Below are 18,220 nucleotides of genomic sequence, written 5' to 3'. Positions count from 1 at the left end.
CCTACTCTGCCGACATATCCGCTACGATCTGCCTGTACATGGAATAGATTCTAGTACGGCTGATGTAACCCTTCAGTACGCCTGCCACATCAACCACTGGCAGCTGGGCGGCATCGGTTTTATCAAATTTCTGCATCACCTCGTCCATACTGTCATGTTCGGTAAGAACGGCAGAAGGCTGCATCATCAGCTGACGCACGGTGAAATGCTGATACAGTTCGGTGCGGAAGATGATGTGGCGAATCTTCGTAATATCTATTACTCCCAACAGCACACCCGCCTGATCCAAAACAGGCAGAAAGTTGTTGTTGCTGCGACTTATCTCACTCACCAGCTTGCTCATCGGCAGATCCGGACCTACCGGATGATAATCTTTCTCAATGACATCCTGCATGCCCAGCAGGGTGAGCGCAGCCTTGTCAATATGGTGGGTGAGCAGCTTGCCCTCTCTAGCCAGACGCAGGGCGTAGATGCTGTGACTCTCGAAGATACTGATGGTGAGCAGCGAAGAGATGCACACTATCATCAGCGGCATAAAGAGCTGGTAGCCGCCCGTGAGTTCGGCGATGAGGAAGATGCCCGTAAGCGGGGCATGCATCACGCCCGTAATGAGGCCCGCCATGCCCATCAGTGTAAAGTTCTGTTCAGGAACATAGACACCTACCTGATTCACATTCCAGAGACGCGCAAAGAGGAAACCGGCAAAACCTCCGATAATGAGCGAAGGAGCAAAGGTACCACCGCATCCGCCACTACCATTGGTGGCCGAGGTGGCAAAAACCTTGGTAAAGGTTACCAAGGCGATGTAGAGGATGAGCAGCTGGTTGTGCCCGTAGAAGAGCGAACGGCTCATCACCTGCCCCCAGTCTTCCACATTCTGTCCCTTCAGCAGCACGTTGACAGCCGAATATCCCTCGCCATAGAGCGAAGGGAAGAGGAAGATGAGCGAACTCAGAATCAGTCCACCAAAGAGCAGCTTTACGTATGGATAAGGCGAAAGCTTGGCAAAGAAGCCCTCGCATGCCGACATGGTGCGCATGAAATAAAGGCTCACCAAACCGCAAAAGATGCCCAATAACAAGCAGGCAGGCACGCGGTCGAGCGCCCACGGACTAGTAAGCGTAAAATCGAAAAGGCTCTTGGATCCCATCAGGATGTAGGTAAAGCAAGTAGCTGTTACACAACTGATAAGGATAGGCAGCAAGGAAGCCATGCTCAAGTCTACCATCAGCACCTCAAGCGTAAACACGAGTCCGGCAATAGGCGCCTTAAAGATTCCAGCAATGGCTGCAGAGGCGCCACAGCCCACCAGCAGAATCATGGTTTTCTTGTCCATGCGGAAGATTTGCCCCAGGTTTGACCCGATGGCCGAACCCGTGAGCACAATAGGTGCCTCGGCTCCCACGGAACCACCGAAACCGATGGTGATACCTGATGCCACCACCGATGACCAGCAGTTGTGGGCCTTGAGCTTGGAATTTTTGGTAGAGATGGCGTAAAGCACACGGGTGATACCGTGGGAAATATTATCTCTGACCACATATTTAATAAAGAGCATAGTGAGGTAAATGCCCACAATCGGGAAGAGCAGGAAGAGCAGGTTATAGGTGCCCTTGTTAAATCCCGAAGTGAGCAGCAACTGTATTTCGTGCACAATGCCGTGCAGGAAATATCCTGCCACCGACGCCAGAAGGCCGATGATAAAAGCCAGGATAAGGGTCATCTGGCGGTCAGAAATATGTTTTTTCTGCCAATCCACCATCTTACTGACCCATCCCTCTTTCTGCTCGTTATAATCTAGAATTTCTTCATCCATCTTTTTTACATTGATTTAGAATTCCGATGTGAAATGGAACTTGATGTGTTCAAAATCCTGCTGCGCCATGCTCAACACGTAGCCCGAATCGGCAAGAAAGACATCGCGCCCCTCAATATCCTTGGCCATGTACTGGTACTTGCGCTTCTTGAAGTTCTCGAGTTCCTTCTCGTCATCAGCCTCTATCCAGCAAGCCTTGTGAAGATGCACGGGCTCCCAGCGGCACTTGGCGTTGTACTCGTTCTCCAGGCGGTACTGGATAACCTCGAACTGCAGCTGACCCACGGTGCCCACGATGCGGCGGCCGTTGAACTGGTTGACGAAGAGCTGCGCCACACCCTCGTTCATGAGCTGCTCCAATCCCTTCTGGAACTGCTTGCTCTTCATCGGGTCATCATTCTCGATGTACTTGAAAAGGAGTGGAGAGAAGCTTGGCAAACCGCGAAAATGCATCTTCTCTCCCTCCGTCAACGTATCTCCTATCTTGAAAATACCGTTGTCTGGCAAACCTACAATGTCACCAGGATAAGCCTCGTCAATGGTACTCTTGCGCTGTGCCATGAACTGGGTAGGCGAAGAGAAACGCACGTTCTTATCCAAGCGCACGTGGTAATATGGCTGATTTCTCACAAACTTGCCCGAGCATATCTTACAGAAAGCGATGCAGGAGCGGTGGTTTGGATCAATATTGGCTGTAATCTTGAAGATGAAACCACTGAACTTAGGTTCTTCAGGCTTCACCAGTCGCTCCTCTGCCTGGGTGGGTCTAGGAGATGGAGCAATATGAACAAAACAGTCGAGGAGTTCCTGAACACCAAAATTGTTCAGTGCCGAACCGAAGAACACAGGTGCTACCTCGGCCGAACGGTAGGTTTCTTCCTCAAACTCAGGGTAAACACCATCTACCAGTTCCAGTTCCTCACGCAGTTGTGCAGCCTCACGTTCACCAACCCGCTCGTCGAGTTCTGAACTTTGGATGTCTACCTCTACCTTCTCGGTAACTCGCTGTTTGTTAGGGGTAAAGAGATTCAGCTGATGCTCGTAGATGTTGTAAACGCCCTTGAAACGGGCGCCCTGGCCGATAGGCCAGCTCAGCGGGCGAACCTTGATTTTGAGCTCTGCTTCCAACTCGTCGAGCACATCAAACGGGTCGCGTCCCTCACGGTCCATCTTGTTGATGAAGATGATTACCGGGGTATTTCTCATGCGGCACACCTCCATGAGTTTGCGGGTCTGTGCCTCCACACCCTTGGCAGAGTCAACCACGATGATGGCTGAATCTACAGCTGTAAGTGTGCGGTAGGTATCCTCGCAGAAGTCCTGGTGACCTGGAGTATCCAGAATATTCACCTTATAAGGTTCTCCCTCCTGTCCGGCAGGGAGATAATCAAATTCCATTACAGATGTAGATACCGAGATACCACGCTGTTTCTCAATATCCATCCAGTCAGAAGTCGCAGTTTTGCGAATCTTGTTATTTTTTACGGCACCTGCCACCTGAATCTGTCCACCGAAAAGCAGAAACTTCTCGGTCAATGTTGTCTTACCAGCATCCGGGTGAGAGATAATGGCAAATGTTCTTCTTCTTTCTATTTCGTTCATCCTGTTGTATATATATATAATAATGTATATTCTTAAAAAGTAATCACTAATAACTAATCCCTACATGTCGTCATCATCAAACTTGAGTCCCTCGGTTCGGTCTTTGATGTAATAATCGCTGAGCAGACCTATGAAGACGGTAATCTCCTTGATGGCCCTTTCGGTTTCGGGCGTAATTTCCTTCTTCTGCAGGCGCAGCATCATCACACCATAGAGGGCATCGAGGCAGGTTTCAATCTCGTTGAGATCCTTGTCGCCCCGCTGGCGCAGCTCTACGATGAAAGGCAGCACCTTGTAATATTCGGCATTGTAGATAGGAAACTTGGTGCTCTGCAGCAGCATGCCGTGCAGGTCAATGACGTCCTTGAGTATCACCTTATTAATATTAAGGTGTCCTCCCTCGCGCTTTCCCTCCTCGTTCATCATGCGAATCAGGTTGCCAAACCAGTCGAGTTCTTCCTCGCGCTGCTCAGGTGTAAAGTCGAACCGGTCTACATAATTTTTCTTGATGACAGGCAGCGAGCATCCGTAAGCTCGGATGATGTCCTCAATCTGCCACATATATAATAAGTATTCTGCGATACTTTTCTTTCTTAATTCTTGTGCTACAAACATAAACTTTGAACTGTTAACTTTTGAACTTTATGCTTTGCCTTCTTCTGATTGAAGGGGTGTTTAAAGACCTGTTTAAGGACTTTTAAAATTCCGGCAGATGATACAGATTGAAAATCGTGCCGAAGAGAGCGATGATGGAGAAGATGATGACCACGCTGCCTATTACCTTATTGATTATGACGATGCCGTTGGTATCAAACTTGTTCCTAATCTTGTCGACGAGCCAGGTGAGTCCGAACCACCACAGCAGGGCTCCGAAGACGATGCTGAGATACCCTACTCCCATTTCTACCGGCATATCCGGTACGACGAAAGCAAACTGCGCGAAGGTGGCCATGAAGAGGAACACGATGAGCGGATTGGAGAGTGTTACGAGGAACGCCGTGATGCCGTTGTGCATCAGGGTACCCTGCTTGTTGCTCGACTTGTGCATGTTCTTCATCGGGTCGCTTTTGAAGCAGTAGATTCCGAACACGAGGAGCATCAGACTGCCGAAAATCTGAAGATAGAACTTGTTCTCGGAGTTGCTCACAAAATCCATCACAAAACTCATGCCCAAGCCTGTAAACAGAGCATATACAATGTCGCTGCATGCGGCACCCACACCTGTTACAAACCCATACCAGCGACCCTTGTTGAGTGTACGCTGGATGCAAAGGATGCCTACCGGCCCCATAGGGGCTGAGGCAAGAACACCGATGACAATTCCTTTGAATATGAAGTCAAGGATGTTTATCTCAATTGGAAATGCTAAATTCATCTTAGTATCGTTACAATTTCTAACAGTCGGCAAAGTTACAAAATTTCGGGCACAAAGCACAATTTTTTCGCCTAAAAGTTCATTTTATATCCGTTTTTTATATTTTCGGGCACGGATTACACGGATTATGCGGATGTTCTGCATGAATATAAACAGGATTTAGGGCAACAGAGAAACTTCGGACAACAAATCGTCTGGCAGAAAAAAAAAGGAAATTAAAATTTTTTATATTTAAAAATAAACGAGATTCAAAAGTTTTCAGTATCTTTGCCGAGAAATAAAATAATTCTAACTAATTTTAAATAATTAACATGACAGATAATACACTTAAACCGTACGTAATAGGCCTTGACCTCGGCGGTACAAATTCAGTTTTCGGCATCGTAGATGCTCGCGGAGAGATCAAAGCAACAACTGCCATCAAGACAGGCGGTTACGAAAAAGTTGAAGACTATGTGAAGGCAGCCGTAGAAGCTCTCCAACCTATCATTGATACGGTAGGCGGCATTGACAAGATTAAGGCAATGGGTATCGGTGCGCCAAACGCAAACTATTATAATGGAACCATTGAATTCGCTCCAAATCTTCCTTGGGCACACGACGGAGTGGTACCATTGGCCGACTTGTTCAGCAAAGCCCTCGGCGGCTTGCCTGTAGGTATGACCAATGATGCCAACGCTGCTGCGCTCGGCGAGATGACATATGGTGTAGCAAGAGGTATGAAAAACTTCATCGACATTACACTCGGTACAGGCGTAGGTTCTGGTATCGTTATCAACGGACAGATGGTTTACGGCTGCGACGGATTCGCAGGCGAATTGGGTCACGTTACCATGGTACGTGGCAAAGAGGGCCGTACCTGCGGATGCGGCCGTACAGGATGTCTCGAAGCTTACTGCTCTGCCACTGGTGTGGCTCGCACAGCACGCGAGTTCCTCGAGAAGAGCGATGAGCCTTCATTGCTCCGCGAGATGAACCCTGAGAATATTACATCTTATGATGTGAGCGTTGCTGCAGGCAAGGGCGACAAGCTGGCACTGCGTGTATACGAGTTTACCGGCAAGATGCTCGGTGAGGCTTGTGCTGATTTCGCAGCCTTCTCTTCACCAGAGGCTTTCGTCTTCTTCGGTGGTCTGACCAAGGCTGGCGACCTCATCATGAAACCTATCCAGAAGGCTTATGATGAGCACGTGCTCCGCACCTTCAAGGGTAAGGCTAAATTCCTTGTTTCTACCCTTGATGGCAGTTCTGCTGCCGTACTCGGTGCGAGTGCAGTGGCTTGGGATATGTAAAGGGTTGTAAAAACAAAAAGGTTTAATTTTCCATTTTTGGAAAAATCAGTTTAGGTAATATGCTTCGCGAAACTCGTGAGAGGATTGTAGCGAGGGTTAAGATTGTTAGGAAAAGCCTGGCACTCGAGAGAGCGTCAGGCTTTGCTTTTTCTTATCATAAACAAAAAACCTCAACAACCACCATACAGTCATGGTGGTCATTAAGGTCATTGGTCATTAAGGTCATTAAGCTTTTTCCAACCAGTTTCTCACCATCTTCTTGCCGTCTGGCGTCAGCACGCTTTCCGGATGAAACTGGATACCATGAATATCATAGTTTTTATGCTTCAGACCCATGATGCAACCATCATCGCTTACTGCCGTAACGTCCAGGCAGTCAGGGAATCCCGAGCGGTCTACCACCCAAGAGTGGTATCTGCCAATCTCTATGCGCTTGTCCAACCCGTCGAAAATAACATCGTTGCCAAACTGGGTGCAAGGGGTTGCCACTCCATGATACACCTCAGAAAGATTGGTAAGCTTGGCTCCAAACGCCTCACCTATAGCCTGATGACCCAGGCATACGCCCAGCATCGGCTTGCGGCCTGCATACTTGCGGATAACATCCATCAGCAGTCCCGCCTCCGACGGAATGCCCGGACCCGGACTCAGAATGATCTTGTCGAAGCATTCCAGCTCCGGCAACTGGAACTGGTCGTTGCGGAACACCGTAACGTCAGCTCCCAACTCCTTTACCAGATGGGCCAGATTATAGGTAAAGGAATCGTAATTATCTATGATTACTACTTTCATCTTTTGTTATTTATTATTGATTATTGATTAGTGAGTACAATCAGCGAGAAATAATCACTAATAATTAATCACTATTACAACTCTTCAGCAATGTGAATCGCCTTGGTCAGCGCACCGAGCTTGTTGTTACACTCTTCCAGCTCATACTCATCATTGCTCTTTGCCACTACTCCACTACCCGCCTGGAACCAGAGTTCGCCGTTTCGGCTAATGAAGGTACGTATCACGATGGCCTGATTCAGGTCGCCGTTCAGACCGATGAAGCCGATACAGCCTCCGTAGGCACCGCGGTTGTGAGGCTCCAGCTCTGAGATAATCTGCATCGCTCTCACCTTAGGCGCACCGCTCAGCGTGCCGGCAGGGAAGGTATCAATAAACTCCTTGATGTGGTCGGCATGCTCATCCAACTCTCCGCTCACACGGCTCACGAGATGGATAACATGACTGTAGAACTGCATGTCCTTGTAGAAATCTACTTTCACCCCATGACAGTTGCGGCTCAGATCATTGCGCGCCAGGTCTACCAGCATCACGTGCTCGGCATTCTCCTTCGGGTCGTTGCGCAGGAATTCGGCAGCCTTGCGGTCCTGCTCCATATCTCCTGTGCGTCGGGTGGTTCCGGCAATCGGGTCAATGAACGCCTTGTTGCCCACGATGCGGTTATGGGTTTCAGGCGAAGAACCGAAGATGCGGAAACCGCCGAAGTCGAAATAGAAGAGGTAAGGCGAAGGGTTGATGCTGCGCAGCGCACGGTAGAGTTTGAAATCATCGCCCTCATATTTCTGTACGAAGCGGCGACTCACCACAATCTGGAATACATCTCCGCGCAGGCAGTGCTGTATGCATCGGCGTATGTTTGCCTTGTGCTCCTCATCGGTGAGCGTAGAGGTGGTTTCGCCCACCGGGTGGAAATCATAAGGTTTCACATTTGCCTTGTTCACCGCCTTGAGCAGTTCGTCGAGCTCTGGAAGTGAAGAGTGAGGATCTTCACTTTCCTGGAGCGCAATGAGCTCCATGGTGTTGTTGAAATGGTCGAAGACAATGATGTCCTTATACATGATGTAATAGATGTCGGGCGCATCATTCTTCTCCATGGTGGTATCCTTGACAGGGATGTTCTCAAAATATCTCACCGCATTGAAGGTGGTGAATCCATAGAGTCCGCAGAACTCCTTGCTCTCGCCCTCTACATGGAAGGAAGAGATGAAGTCGTTGATACTCTTTGAGATGGCGAGTTTGCACTCCTCGCCCTGACCGGCACCGAAGGCAGGAAGCTGCTCTTTCTCTACTCTTCCGTCGGGATAGGTCTTGATGACCTCACCATGACTCACGGCGATGCTTGCCAGCGGATGCACACCGATGAAGGAGCGCGAATTCTCGGAGCCATGATAGTCGGAACTCTCCATCAGAGCCGACTGCGGATAAATATCTCTCAGTCGCATGTAGACTCCCACCGGCGTATAGAGGTCGGCGAGAATCTTGCGGGTAACTGTCTTGTAATTAAACTTCATTTAATTTATGATTTACTGTATATAGTTTACAGTTTATAGCATGAACCGCTTTGACAATCGTGCTCAACGGCGCAGCCTCTGTTAACTATTAACTATAAACTATTAACTATTTAAAAATTGCCGTACTCTCCTGCCATTTCCTTATGGCTCAAATATGTTTCTACATCCTTGTCGCCACGGCCTGATACGGTGAGCACCACCACATCATCCTTCTTGAACTTCATCTTCTTCAGGGCTGCCACGGCGTGCGCACTCTCAATAGCCGGAATGATGCCCTCCATGCGGGTGAGCTCGTAACCGGCGTAGATGGCCTCATCGTCCTTAATGGCGAGCACATGGCTCCTGCCCGATGTGGCAAGGTCGGCGTGCATAGGGCCGATGCCCGGATAGTCGAGACCGGCACTGATGGTAAAGGCTTCCTCTATCTGTCCGTCCTCGGTCTGCATCACGAGGGTGCGTGCTCCGTGGATGATGCCTTCTGTGCCGCAGTGCATGGTGGCAGCGGTATAATCGGTATCTATTCCGTGTCCGGCAGCCTCAGCCAGATATATCTTCACGCGGTCATCATCAATGTAGTGGTAGATGGTTCCGGCAGCGTTGCTTCCGCCACCCACACAGGCGATGAGGTAATCAGGATAGTCGCGGCCAATCTTCTCCTCAAGCTGCCATTTCAGTTCTTCAGAGATTACGCTCTGCATCTTGGCAACAATGTCTGGATAAGGGTGCGGACCCATGGTAGAACCTACGATATAGAAGGTATCCTGTGGGTGGCAGCACCAGTCGCGTATGGCTTCAGAGCAGGCATCGCTCAGCGTCATGTTGCCGGTGCGCACAGGGTTCACCTTGGCTCCCAGCATCTTCATACGCTCTACGTTGGTATGCTGGCGTTCCACATCGGTGGCACCCATGAAAATCTCACACTTCATGTTCATCAGGGCGCATACCGTAGCGGTAGCCACACCGTGCTGTCCGGCTCCGGTTTCGGCAATGATGCGGGTCTTGCCCATCTTCTTGGCCATGAGAATCTGACCGATGGTGTTGTTGATTTTGTGTGCACCGGTATGGTTCAGGTCCTCGCGCTTCAGATAGAGTTGGCATCCGTACTTCTCGCTCATGCGCTTGGCATAATAAAGAGGTGAAGGACGGCCCACATAATCTTTCAGCAGCGCACGGTATTCCTTCTTGAACTCCTCGCTCTCAATGATTGGCTTGTAAGCCTGCTGCAACTCGGTTACACATTTATATAATATCTCTGGAACATACGCACCTCCGAATTTTCCAAAAAATCCTTTTTCGTCAACTTGATACATAATACTTAGTTTATAATTTATTATTTATAGTTTATAGAGCAAGCCTGCTATACAGCGAAGCCGCTGTTAACTATCAACTACTTTTCGAGGCACTCAAAAAGCCCATCTAAAGCCTTATCCGGATCACCGGTTTCATTGAGCAGGGTTACAAACTTGCTGCCGATGATGGCTCCCGCCGCATTATCCTGCGCACTGGTAAGGGTCTGCTTGTTGCTGATGCCGAAACCTATCATGCGTGGGTTGCGCAGATTCATGCCGTTGATGCGGTTGAAATAAGCCAGCTTGGCATCGCCGAAACTGCTCTGGGCGCCCGTGATACTTGCCGAACTGACCATGTAGATGAATCCATCGGTATGCTCATCGATGAAACGGATGCGCTCCTCGCTGGTTTCTGGCGTAATCATCATGATGACACGGATGTCATACTTGTCGGCTATGGGTTTTACCACCTTCAGATAATCATCAAAGGGAAGGTCTGGGATGATGGTGCCGCTCACTCCGCTCTCTACGCAGCTCTTGAAGAAAGCCTCAATGCCGTAGTGCATGATTGGGTTCAGGTATCCCATCAGCACGAGTGGAAGCTGCACTTCATCCTTGATTTCCTTCAACTGAGCGAAGAGTTTCTTCACCGTCATTCCGTTCTTCAGAGCCACGGTTCCGGCACTCTGGATAACAGGACCATCAGCTAAAGGATCACTGAAAGGGATTCCTACCTCAATCATATCTATCCCCTTGCGCTCCATCGCCTTAATTACATCACCGGTACCTTCCAAAGTTGGACATCCGGCGCAGAAATACAAGCTCAAAAGCTTGCGGTCTTTATTGTGTGCAAATAATGCATTTATCTTATTCATTTTTTTACTTTTTTATTTTTTTACCTTTAAAAGGAATTCCTTGAGTTTCTCTACATCCTTCAGTCCCGGTTCTATCTCAAACCTGGAGTTGAGGTCGATTCCTACGCATCGGGGATGATGGAAAGACAGGATGCGGGAAGCATCTTCCGGACCGATGCCGCCACTCAACAGGAATGGAACATCGCCATCATATTCATTCAGAACCTGCCAGTCAAACTGCTGACCACTTCCGCCCACCGTCTTACATTTGGTGTCGAAAAGGAAGTAGTCAACAGCGCCTACATACTCCTTATATTTCTGAATGTCCCCGGCAGTGGAAACACTAATGGCTTTGATTATCTTCATATTCCCCTTTGCTGCACGCAGCTGCTCACACAGTTCCCTGCTCTCGCTTCCATGCATCTGCACCGCATTCAGAGAGAATGAATGAATTTTATCCAACATATTGGAAATGGAATCATTCACGAAGACTCCCACTCGGCACACATTGCGGTCAGCATCAGAGCGAGCCACCACATGACTGGCATACCGTGGAGACTTAGGATAGAAGATAAATCCCATCATATCAACGCCGAGTTGCGCAACCTGCTTTACATTATCAGGTTCACGCATTCCACAAACCTTTACAAACATTTTCTTTATTGTTTATTCTTCATTAAAGCTTTTGCCCTTACAGGGCGCCTTGCTGATTGCCATTATACCCAGGGCGATGCCCTGGGCTAGGAGCTTCTGCCCTTTCAGGGCGTTAGGAGCAAACAATCCTATAATTTAGAAATAAATTCTGCAAGCGCCACGCCCGGGTCTGCCTGTTTCATGAACTGTTCGCCCATCAGGAAACCTCTGAAGCCGCCTTCTTCTCTCAACCGGAGAACCGTCTGCGGGTTGGAGATGCCACTCTCGCTCACCCTGCACACATCCTTCGGAAGTTTCTCTGCCAATCTGAAGCTGTTCTCCACATCCGTAAAGAAGGTTCCGAGATTTCGGTTGTTGATGCCGTACATATCCGGTTCCAGTTCAGCATACTCGAAGTCGCGCTCATTATGCATCTCGAGCAGTACCTCCATGCCCAGCTGGTGTGCCATGTTCATGAGTTGCTTACACTCCTCCTTGGTCAAGCAGGCCGCAATGAGCAGCACGGCAGAAGCTCCGCAGTATCTCGCCTGCAGCAGCTGGTATTCCTCTACCACAAAGTTCTTATATAAGATAGGTAGGGTAACGCCCACATGGCGCGCCTCCTGAATATACTCATCATATCCTCCGAAGTAATCAATGTCGGTGAGGATGCTGAGCGCCGAGGCTCCGTTCTGCTGGTAGGCGAGCGGGATGATGCTCGGCTTACCTTCCTGTTTGATCCAGCCCTTGGAAGGCGATTTGCGCTTGAATTCAGCGATGATTCCCGTCTCCGAGTTCATCAGCGACTCCTTCATGCTTCCGCCCGGCACCTTTCCCCCATCTTCCTGCATTTTCTGCTCGGTGAGGGTTATCATCTGCCGTGGCTGGATAAAGCGCTTTCGCTGCTCAATCTCGATTCTTTTATGAGCCACAATTTCCTCTAAAATATCAGCCATTTCTTTCGTTTTTACTTTTTAACCTTATTGGGGGACCAGCGATGGAATCGCTGGGAACGGGGGCGCAAAGGGGAACAAAGGTGTTAAGGCTCTTTTTACCTTTTTACCCTTTTACCTTTTTACTTTTAAAAGCCCTTTTTACCTTTAACTATTGATCTCTACGAATTTCTTGAAAGTAGCGAGCGCCTTACCCGAGTCAATGCTCTCTCTTGCTATCTCCACACATTCCTCTATGCTCTTCTGTCCCTTCTCCATTACCTGGATGCCGAAGGCTGCATTGGCGAGAACGATGTTCTTCTGGGCTGGGAGGGCACGGTTTTCAAGCACTGCATCAAAGATGTCCTTAGCCTCTTCCTCGGTTGCTCCGCCTCGCACCTCTTCCGGTTTGGCTATCTCGAAACCGAGATCCTGAGGCTTGAAGATCTTCTCATAGTTGTTGGTGGTTACCTTGAAGTCGCTGGTGAGTGAAATTTCATCATATCCGTCGATGCTGTTCACAATGCCGAAATCAATGCCTAGTTTCTGGTAAACCTGGTTGTAGAGGCGCATCTGGTCGAGATTGGCTACACCCAGCAACTGGCACTTAGGCTGACTAGGATTAACAAGAGGACCTAACAGATTGAACACGGTAGGAAACTGCAAAGCCTTGCGGATAGGACCCACAAACTTCATGGCCTTGGCGAAGAGCTGGGCATGAAGATAAACGATGCCTGCCTCGTTGATGCTGCGGTTCAGCTTGTCTATATCATCGGTAAACTGAACACCGTGGTTCTTGATGACGTTGCTGGCACCGCTCACCGAAGTAGCCGCATAGTTGCCGTGCTTTGCCACCTTGTAACCCGCACCCGCAATGACGAAGCAGGAAGTAGTAGAAATGTTAAAGGTGTTCTTGCGGTCGCCACCGGTTCCCACCACGTCAATGTAGCGGTCGCAATTCAGGATGGCTGGCACACCTGTAGCAAGAATTCCGTCTCGGAAACCGAGCAGTTCATCTACCGTTACGCCTCTCATCTGCAAACCGGTGAGCAGGGCTGTAATCTGTTCCTCAGGAAATTCACTCTTGGTGATTCCTACAATGATGTCTCGGGTTTCCTCACGAGAAAGTTCCTCGTGGTTCAACATTCTGTTCAAAATGTCCTTCATTTCCATAGTTAATATCTCCTATATTTTTTGTTTTTATTTTTCGTTGTAAAAGAAAAGGGGCCTGTCGTAAGTTACGGCAGGCCCCTAGTATATTATGTTGTTCACATCCACATACGGCGTCTCGACTCACGACTTTTGGAATCTTGAGTTACGCCACCACCATGATGTAGATACGAATGTATTCATATTGCTTTTTCTTTTAATTGTTTGTTACTACCAAAAACGAGGCGTTTCTTTCTTTTTAACGAAAAGATTCTCCTTCGTTCTTCATTTCTACTGCAAAAGTACAGTTTTTCTTTTAAACTGCAAACTTTTTGTCGAGAAATTTTAAGATTTAACACTATTTTATCATCCAGCACCCCTTTTTCTCCACTTTCGTCTCACGTTTTCTCCACTATACCTTATTATATATAGGGAGAAAGAAAAAGAAAAAATTATTTCGCCAGAATGTAATAAATTTCCCAACACGCCGTTATTTATTTAGAGAACAGGTTACGGAAAGAGGAAAACTCATCCTCAAGACATGCCCGTTCTGAAATCAACAAATAACAAGAAGTATTATTCAAATTTAAAGATTCACGCCTATGAAGCAAGTATTTACACCAAAGAAAATGAGACCTTCGGCTCAGACCATCTACTTCATCAAGCAGATAGCCTACTCCTATCATACCATGGTGCAAAATGGGAAGCTAAAGGTGTGCTATCCTAACTAACAGAAGAAGAAAGATGAAAACAATGGTATCCCCTTCATTGCTCTCAGCCAACTTCATTGACCTGAAGAGTGATATAGAGATGATTAACAAGAGTGAGGCCGACTGGCTCCACCTCGATGTGATGGATGGTGTCTTCGTGCCCAACATCTCGTTCGGCTTCCCTGTGATAGAAGCCGTAAGCAAGGTGTGCACCAAGCCCCTCGACGTCCACTTTATGATACAGCACCCGGAAAATTACATTGAGCAGACTGCCAAGCTCGGTGCCATGATGATGAACGTGCACTACGAGGCCTGCACTCATCTGCACCGCACCATCCAGCAGATTCATGCAGCAGGCATGAAGGCAGGAGTTACCCTCAACCCTTCTACCCCGGTATGTGTGCTGGAAGACATCATCTGCGATGTAGACATGGTGCTTTTGATGAGCGTTAACCCAGGCTTCGGCGGACAGAAATTCATCGAGAACACCATCAAGAAGATAGGCCGTCTGCGCCAGCTCATCAAAGAGAGCGGAAGCCAGGCACTCATTGAGGTAGATGGCGGTGTGCAGGCAGAAACTGCTCCAAGACTGGTAAAAGCCGGAGTAGACGTGCTGGTAAGCGGAAGTTATGTATTCAAGAGCACAGACCCTTATGCTACCATCCATGCCTTGAAAGAACTCCACTAATCAAGATTCAGATAAATATTGTGCTCCTTAGCCATCTTGCGGAGGTTAAGGAGCGCATAACGCATTCTTCCCAGACTCGTATTGATACTCACATTGGTACACTCGGCTATATCCTTGAAAGACATCTGCTGATAAAAACGCATATAAACCACTTCGCGTTGTGGAGCCGGCAGAAAGTCTACCAGTTTCTTCACATCACGGAGCACCTGTTTGCGTACCATCTCCTGCTCAGCACAGTCTGCCTGAAAATCTTCGCCGCGCAGACAGGAAAGATCATTATCGTTCCCCTGTTCTACCATGCGGAACACACACTGACTGCGATAACCGTCGATGATGACATTATGCGCTATGCGCATTAACCACGAAATAAATTTGCCCGAACTGGAATACTGGCCAGCATGTAAACGACTGATTGCCTTTACGAATGTCTCCTGGAAGATATCATTCGCCAGATCCTCGTCGTGAACCACGAAAAGGATATAAGAGAAAAGTTTCACCTCGTTGCGGGAAAGCAACAGGTCAAAGGCTCTGTTGTCGCCCCCGACATAAGCCAGGGCCAACTCTTCGTCTGTCATTTCATTGAGTTTACTCATTTTCTTAATCTTATTTTATTCATTAAGTAAATGTCTATCTAATAGGCTACCCAGTATTTATTGCGTTAATAATGTTAATTATCGTTGCAAAGGTAACATTTTATTTTCAAAACACCAAACATTTTTCCAAAAACATTTAATTTTAACATTACCAGCACCTGTTTTACAAATAAAATTCGTATCTTTGCAGCGATGTGTTAAACGTAAGACCCGACTAACGAATAAACAGATCAATACAAACGAATTCATAAATACAAATAATCATAAAACTAGAACAAAGACAATGAAGAAATTCTTTAAGACCTTACTCGTTGCTCTGCTTCTCATCCCAGCCTGCGCTTGGGCCGACGGATGGAACGATGCTGAATATCAGCGCATTGAACAGAGCATACAGTTGCCAGACATCAAGCAGGCAGCTAAGAAGTATGCTATTTCTGCCTATGGAGCCAAGCAGAACGCTTCGGCTGCACAGAACCAGAAGGCTATCAACAAGCTCATCGCCCTCGTTTCTAAAAAAGGTGGCGGTACCGTAGTCATCCCGAAGGGTACCTGGCGCACAGGAGCCATTGAGATGAAGAGCTTAGTAGAACTGAATCTCGAAGAGGGTGCCGTACTGCAGTTTGCCTTCGAACCGAAACTCTATCCGCTGGTACGCACCTCATGGGAGGGCATCGCATGCTGGAACTATTCTCCATGCATCTATGCCTACAAGGTTACCGACATCGCCATCACTGGTAAAGGTACCATCGATGGAGGTGGTAACAACGATACATGGTGGCCAATGAACGGTAATGCCAGATTCGGATATAAGGAGGGCGTAACCAAGGAACACCAGAAGATGGGATCACGTACCAGACTGCTGAAGATGGCTGAAGACGGTGTGCCTTTTGACGAGCGCAAGTTCGGCATGGGACAGGGTCTCCGCCCTCAGCTCGTCAACTTCGTACGCTCTGAGCGCATCCTCATCAAGGATGTCAAGATGATCAATTCACCTTTCTGGGTGATGCACCCTCTGCTCTGCAAGAACATCACAGTAGACGGCGTAACCGTATGGAACGAAGGACCTAACGGAGACGGATGCGACCCTGAAGCATGCGAGAATGTACTCATCCAGAACTGTATCTTCCACACCGGTGACGACTGCATCGCCATCAAGAGCGGACGAAACAACGACGGTCGTCTCTGGAACCAACCATCCAGAAACATCATCATCCGCAACTGCCGGATGGAAGACGGACATGGTGGCGTAGTCATCGGTTCCGAGATTTCAGGCGGATGCGAGAATGTATACGCCGAAAACTGCGAGATGGACTCTCCTCATCTGGAGCGCATCCTCCGCATCAAGACCAACAACTGCCGCGGCGGACTCATCCAGAACATCCACATGCGCAAGGTTACCGTAGGCCAGTGCAAGGAAGCCGTGCTCAAGATCAACCTCGACTATGAGCCAAAAGAGGCTTGCTACCGCGGATTTGAACCTACTGTGCGCAACGTGAGCATGGAAGATGTTACCTGCCAGAAGAGCAACTACGGTGTGCTCATCATCGGTGGAAACAAAATAGAAAACGTATACGATATCCATGTAAAGAACTGTAAGTTCGATGGTGTCATCAAGCAGCCTGTCAAGATGACCGGCAAGACCCGCGATGTGAAGTTCGACAACCTCATCATCAACGGTTCCCTGGTTCTCAACAAGGAAGACCGTCCTTACCAGACCTATTCAGAGTGGCTCACCCACAGCGAGATGCAGCGCACTCCCCACCCATACAACCTCGACTTCAGCCCGAAGAAACCTCGCTGGAGCTACGTGATGGGCATTGAGATGGAAGGCATGCTCGACACCTATCTCCATTACAAAGGCGGAAAGAGCACCTTCAAGGGAGCTGATGCCGAAGCCAACAACGAGGCTATCATCAACTACCTGAAAGAATATCCAGCCAAGATGATTGACGAAAAAGGAAACATCACAGGCTACAAATATGAGGATTTCAATCTCGACAATGTGCGCACCGCGAAGTTCATCCTCCGCATGCACAACCTCTTCCCTAGCAAGAGCAGCGAACTGGCACTGAAGACGCTCTTCAAACAGCTCCAGAACCAGCCTCGCACCAAGGAAGGCGTTTACTGGCACAAGGCTATCTACGCCAACCAGGTATGGCTCGACGGCATCTTCATGGGGCTGCCTTTCTACTGCAACTACGCCGTACAGAACCTCAAGCCTAAGAAGGCGAAGAAGATTCTCGACGATGCGGTAGACCAGATTGTGAAGACCGACCTGCGTACCTACGATGAGAAGACCCAGCTCTGGAAGCATGCATGGGACGAAACCCACAGCCAGTTCTGGGCAAACAAGGAAGACGGAAAGAGCCAGCATACCTGGGCAAGAGCCCTCGGATGGTACGTCATGGCCATGACCGAATGTCTGGAAGCCATGCCAGAAGATTATACCCGCCGCGGCGAAATCATCACCTTATTAAATAAGGCAATGAAGAGCGTGGTGAAATATCAGGATAAGAAGACGGGTGTATGGTACGATGTGATGGACGTAAAGGATCCTCGCAACTACCTCGAGAGCACCGCTTCAAGCATGTTTGCCTATGTTCTCCTCAAGGGTTACCGCAAGGGATACCTCGGCAAGGAATATCAGGAAGCAGGTATCAAGGCTTATGAGGGAATCCTGAACAACTTCATCCAGGTAAATTCTGACAAGACCATCAGCCTTACCCGCTGCTGTGCTGTCAGCGGACTCGGTCCTGGCCCTGGTCCATACGTCAAGAAGCCAAACTTCAAGCGCGATGGAAGCTTCGACTATTACATGAGCGAGCCAATCCGCGACAATGATGCCAAGGGCGTAGGTCCTTTCATCTGGGCTAGTCTGGAAATGGAAATGCAGGGACTGAATAAGTAAAACTTAGTTTATAGTTTACAGTTAATAGTTTATAGTTTACAGCGGCTTCGCCGTATAGCAAGATTGCCCTATAAAC

The 18,220-nt window shown here is 48.5% G+C and carries 16 protein-coding genes; 4 read left to right on the top strand and 12 right to left on the bottom strand.

The genetic code is table 11. The annotated features are described in order from the left end of the window. Position 1 precedes the first annotated feature (1 nt). From FO447_RS01160 to FO447_RS01145, 4 genes are all read right to left on the bottom strand, one after another. On the bottom strand, positions 2-1,762 hold the full coding sequence (locus tag FO447_RS01160) for a chloride channel protein (protein WP_200758438.1): 1,761 nt from the start codon (positions 1,760-1,762) through the stop codon (positions 2-4). Between the two features lie 69 nt (positions 1,763-1,831). Next, positions 1,832-3,418 (bottom strand): peptide chain release factor 3, encoded by a 1,587-nt coding sequence (locus tag FO447_RS01155; protein ID WP_117727133.1) that lies wholly within the window; start codon positions 3,416-3,418, stop codon positions 1,832-1,834. A 60-nt stretch (positions 3,419-3,478) separates the two neighbouring features. Continuing rightward, positions 3,479-4,033: a DUF4924 family protein gene (locus tag FO447_RS01150; RefSeq protein WP_006846332.1), complete on the bottom strand. Its 555-nt coding sequence runs from the start codon at positions 4,031-4,033 to the stop codon at positions 3,479-3,481. 82 nt (positions 4,034-4,115) lie between these two features. Then, the gene (locus FO447_RS01145; protein WP_118253816.1) at positions 4,116-4,793 is read right to left on the bottom strand and encodes a LysE family translocator; all 678 of its coding nucleotides are present in this window, start codon (positions 4,791-4,793) and stop codon (positions 4,116-4,118) included. A 311-nt stretch (positions 4,794-5,104) separates the two neighbouring features. Here FO447_RS01145 and FO447_RS01140 point away from each other — a divergent pair, with 311 nt between their 5' ends. Continuing rightward, positions 5,105-6,085: an ROK family protein gene (locus FO447_RS01140; RefSeq protein ID WP_200757312.1), complete on the top strand. Its 981-nt coding sequence runs from the start codon at positions 5,105-5,107 to the stop codon at positions 6,083-6,085. A gap of 225 nt (positions 6,086-6,310) precedes the next feature. Here FO447_RS01140 and FO447_RS01135 read toward each other — a convergent pair whose 3' ends face one another. From FO447_RS01135 to trpD, 7 genes are all read right to left on the bottom strand, one after another. After that, complete coding sequence (locus FO447_RS01135; RefSeq protein ID WP_117727135.1) at positions 6,311-6,877, bottom strand: anthranilate synthase component II; 567 nt, start codon at positions 6,875-6,877, stop codon at positions 6,311-6,313. Between the two features lie 74 nt (positions 6,878-6,951). Further along, the gene (locus FO447_RS01130; RefSeq protein WP_117727136.1) at positions 6,952-8,388 is read right to left on the bottom strand and encodes an anthranilate synthase component I family protein; all 1,437 of its coding nucleotides are present in this window, start codon (positions 8,386-8,388) and stop codon (positions 6,952-6,954) included. 110 nt (positions 8,389-8,498) lie between these two features. Beyond that, on the bottom strand, positions 8,499-9,698 hold the full coding sequence (gene trpB, locus FO447_RS01125) for a tryptophan synthase subunit beta (protein ID WP_022121018.1): 1,200 nt from the start codon (positions 9,696-9,698) through the stop codon (positions 8,499-8,501). A 77-nt stretch (positions 9,699-9,775) separates the two neighbouring features. Next, positions 9,776-10,552 (bottom strand): tryptophan synthase subunit alpha, encoded by a 777-nt coding sequence (gene trpA / locus FO447_RS01120; RefSeq protein WP_117727138.1) that lies wholly within the window; start codon positions 10,550-10,552, stop codon positions 9,776-9,778. A gap of 12 nt (positions 10,553-10,564) precedes the next feature. Further along, positions 10,565-11,185: a phosphoribosylanthranilate isomerase gene (locus FO447_RS01115; RefSeq protein ID WP_200757311.1), complete on the bottom strand. Its 621-nt coding sequence runs from the start codon at positions 11,183-11,185 to the stop codon at positions 10,565-10,567. A 128-nt stretch (positions 11,186-11,313) separates the two neighbouring features. Further along, the gene (trpC, locus tag FO447_RS01110) at positions 11,314-12,120 is read right to left on the bottom strand and encodes an indole-3-glycerol phosphate synthase TrpC (protein ID WP_117727140.1); all 807 of its coding nucleotides are present in this window, start codon (positions 12,118-12,120) and stop codon (positions 11,314-11,316) included. A gap of 144 nt (positions 12,121-12,264) precedes the next feature. Continuing rightward, on the bottom strand, positions 12,265-13,269 hold the full coding sequence (gene trpD / locus FO447_RS01105) for an anthranilate phosphoribosyltransferase (RefSeq protein ID WP_181975250.1): 1,005 nt from the start codon (positions 13,267-13,269) through the stop codon (positions 12,265-12,267). 578 nt (positions 13,270-13,847) lie between these two features. Here trpD and FO447_RS16160 point away from each other — a divergent pair. Both FO447_RS16160 and rpe read left to right on the top strand, forming a co-directional pair. After that, entirely contained in the window at positions 13,848-13,976 is a 129-nt protein-coding gene (locus FO447_RS16160) for a hypothetical protein (RefSeq protein ID WP_022120798.1), read from the top strand. A gap of 13 nt (positions 13,977-13,989) precedes the next feature. Beyond that, complete coding sequence (rpe, locus tag FO447_RS01100) at positions 13,990-14,643, top strand: ribulose-phosphate 3-epimerase (RefSeq protein WP_117727141.1); 654 nt, start codon at positions 13,990-13,992, stop codon at positions 14,641-14,643. Here the strand turns inward: rpe and FO447_RS01095 are convergent. Beyond that, a complete protein-coding gene (locus tag FO447_RS01095; RefSeq protein WP_022120800.1) occupies positions 14,640-15,236 on the bottom strand; it encodes a sigma-70 family RNA polymerase sigma factor in 597 nt (198 codons plus the stop codon). The genes rpe and FO447_RS01095 overlap by 4 nt on opposite strands. A 283-nt stretch (positions 15,237-15,519) precedes the next feature. Between FO447_RS01095 and FO447_RS01090 the strand changes: the two genes are divergently transcribed. Beyond that, positions 15,520-18,144 (top strand): glycoside hydrolase family 88 protein, encoded by a 2,625-nt coding sequence (locus FO447_RS01090; protein WP_200757310.1) that lies wholly within the window; start codon positions 15,520-15,522, stop codon positions 18,142-18,144. Positions 18,145-18,220: the final 76 nt, after the last annotated feature.

The sequence above is a fragment of the Segatella copri genome (assembly GCF_015074785.1).
GTDB lineage: Bacteria > Bacteroidota > Bacteroidia > Bacteroidales > Bacteroidaceae > Prevotella.
The sequence above is the reverse complement of the archived record's forward strand: the minus strand, read 5'-3'. Positions and strand labels throughout refer to the sequence as shown.

Coding starts and splice junctions, on each gene's coding strand:
- FO447_RS01160 (WP_200758438.1), bottom strand. CDS start 1,762: ATGGTGGATTGGCAGAAAAAACATATTTCTGACCGCCAGATGACCCTT.
- FO447_RS01155 (WP_117727133.1), bottom strand. CDS start 3,418: ATGAACGAAATAGAAAGAAGAAGAACATTTGCCATTATCTCTCACCCG.
- FO447_RS01150 (WP_006846332.1), bottom strand. CDS start 4,033: ATGTTTGTAGCACAAGAATTAAGAAAGAAAAGTATCGCAGAATACTTA.
- FO447_RS01145 (WP_118253816.1), bottom strand. CDS start 4,793: ATGAATTTAGCATTTCCAATTGAGATAAACATCCTTGACTTCATATTC.
- FO447_RS01140 (WP_200757312.1), top strand. CDS start 5,105: ATGACAGATAATACACTTAAACCGTACGTAATAGGCCTTGACCTCGGC.
- FO447_RS01135 (WP_117727135.1), bottom strand. CDS start 6,877: ATGAAAGTAGTAATCATAGATAATTACGATTCCTTTACCTATAATCTG.
- FO447_RS01130 (WP_117727136.1), bottom strand. CDS start 8,388: ATGAAGTTTAATTACAAGACAGTTACCCGCAAGATTCTCGCCGACCTC.
- trpB (WP_022121018.1), bottom strand. CDS start 9,698: ATGTATCAAGTTGACGAAAAAGGATTTTTTGGAAAATTCGGAGGTGCG.
- trpA (WP_117727138.1), bottom strand. CDS start 10,552: ATGAATAAGATAAATGCATTATTTGCACACAATAAAGACCGCAAGCTT.
- FO447_RS01115 (WP_200757311.1), bottom strand. CDS start 11,185: ATGTTTGTAAAGGTTTGTGGAATGCGTGAACCTGATAATGTAAAGCAG.
- trpC (WP_117727140.1), bottom strand. CDS start 12,120: ATGGCTGATATTTTAGAGGAAATTGTGGCTCATAAAAGAATCGAGATT.
- trpD (WP_181975250.1), bottom strand. CDS start 13,269: ATGGAAATGAAGGACATTTTGAACAGAATGTTGAACCACGAGGAACTT.
- FO447_RS16160 (WP_022120798.1), top strand. CDS start 13,848: ATGAAGCAAGTATTTACACCAAAGAAAATGAGACCTTCGGCTCAGACC.
- rpe (WP_117727141.1), top strand. CDS start 13,990: ATGAAAACAATGGTATCCCCTTCATTGCTCTCAGCCAACTTCATTGAC.
- FO447_RS01095 (WP_022120800.1), bottom strand. CDS start 15,236: ATGAGTAAACTCAATGAAATGACAGACGAAGAGTTGGCCCTGGCTTAT.
- FO447_RS01090 (WP_200757310.1), top strand. CDS start 15,520: ATGAAGAAATTCTTTAAGACCTTACTCGTTGCTCTGCTTCTCATCCCA.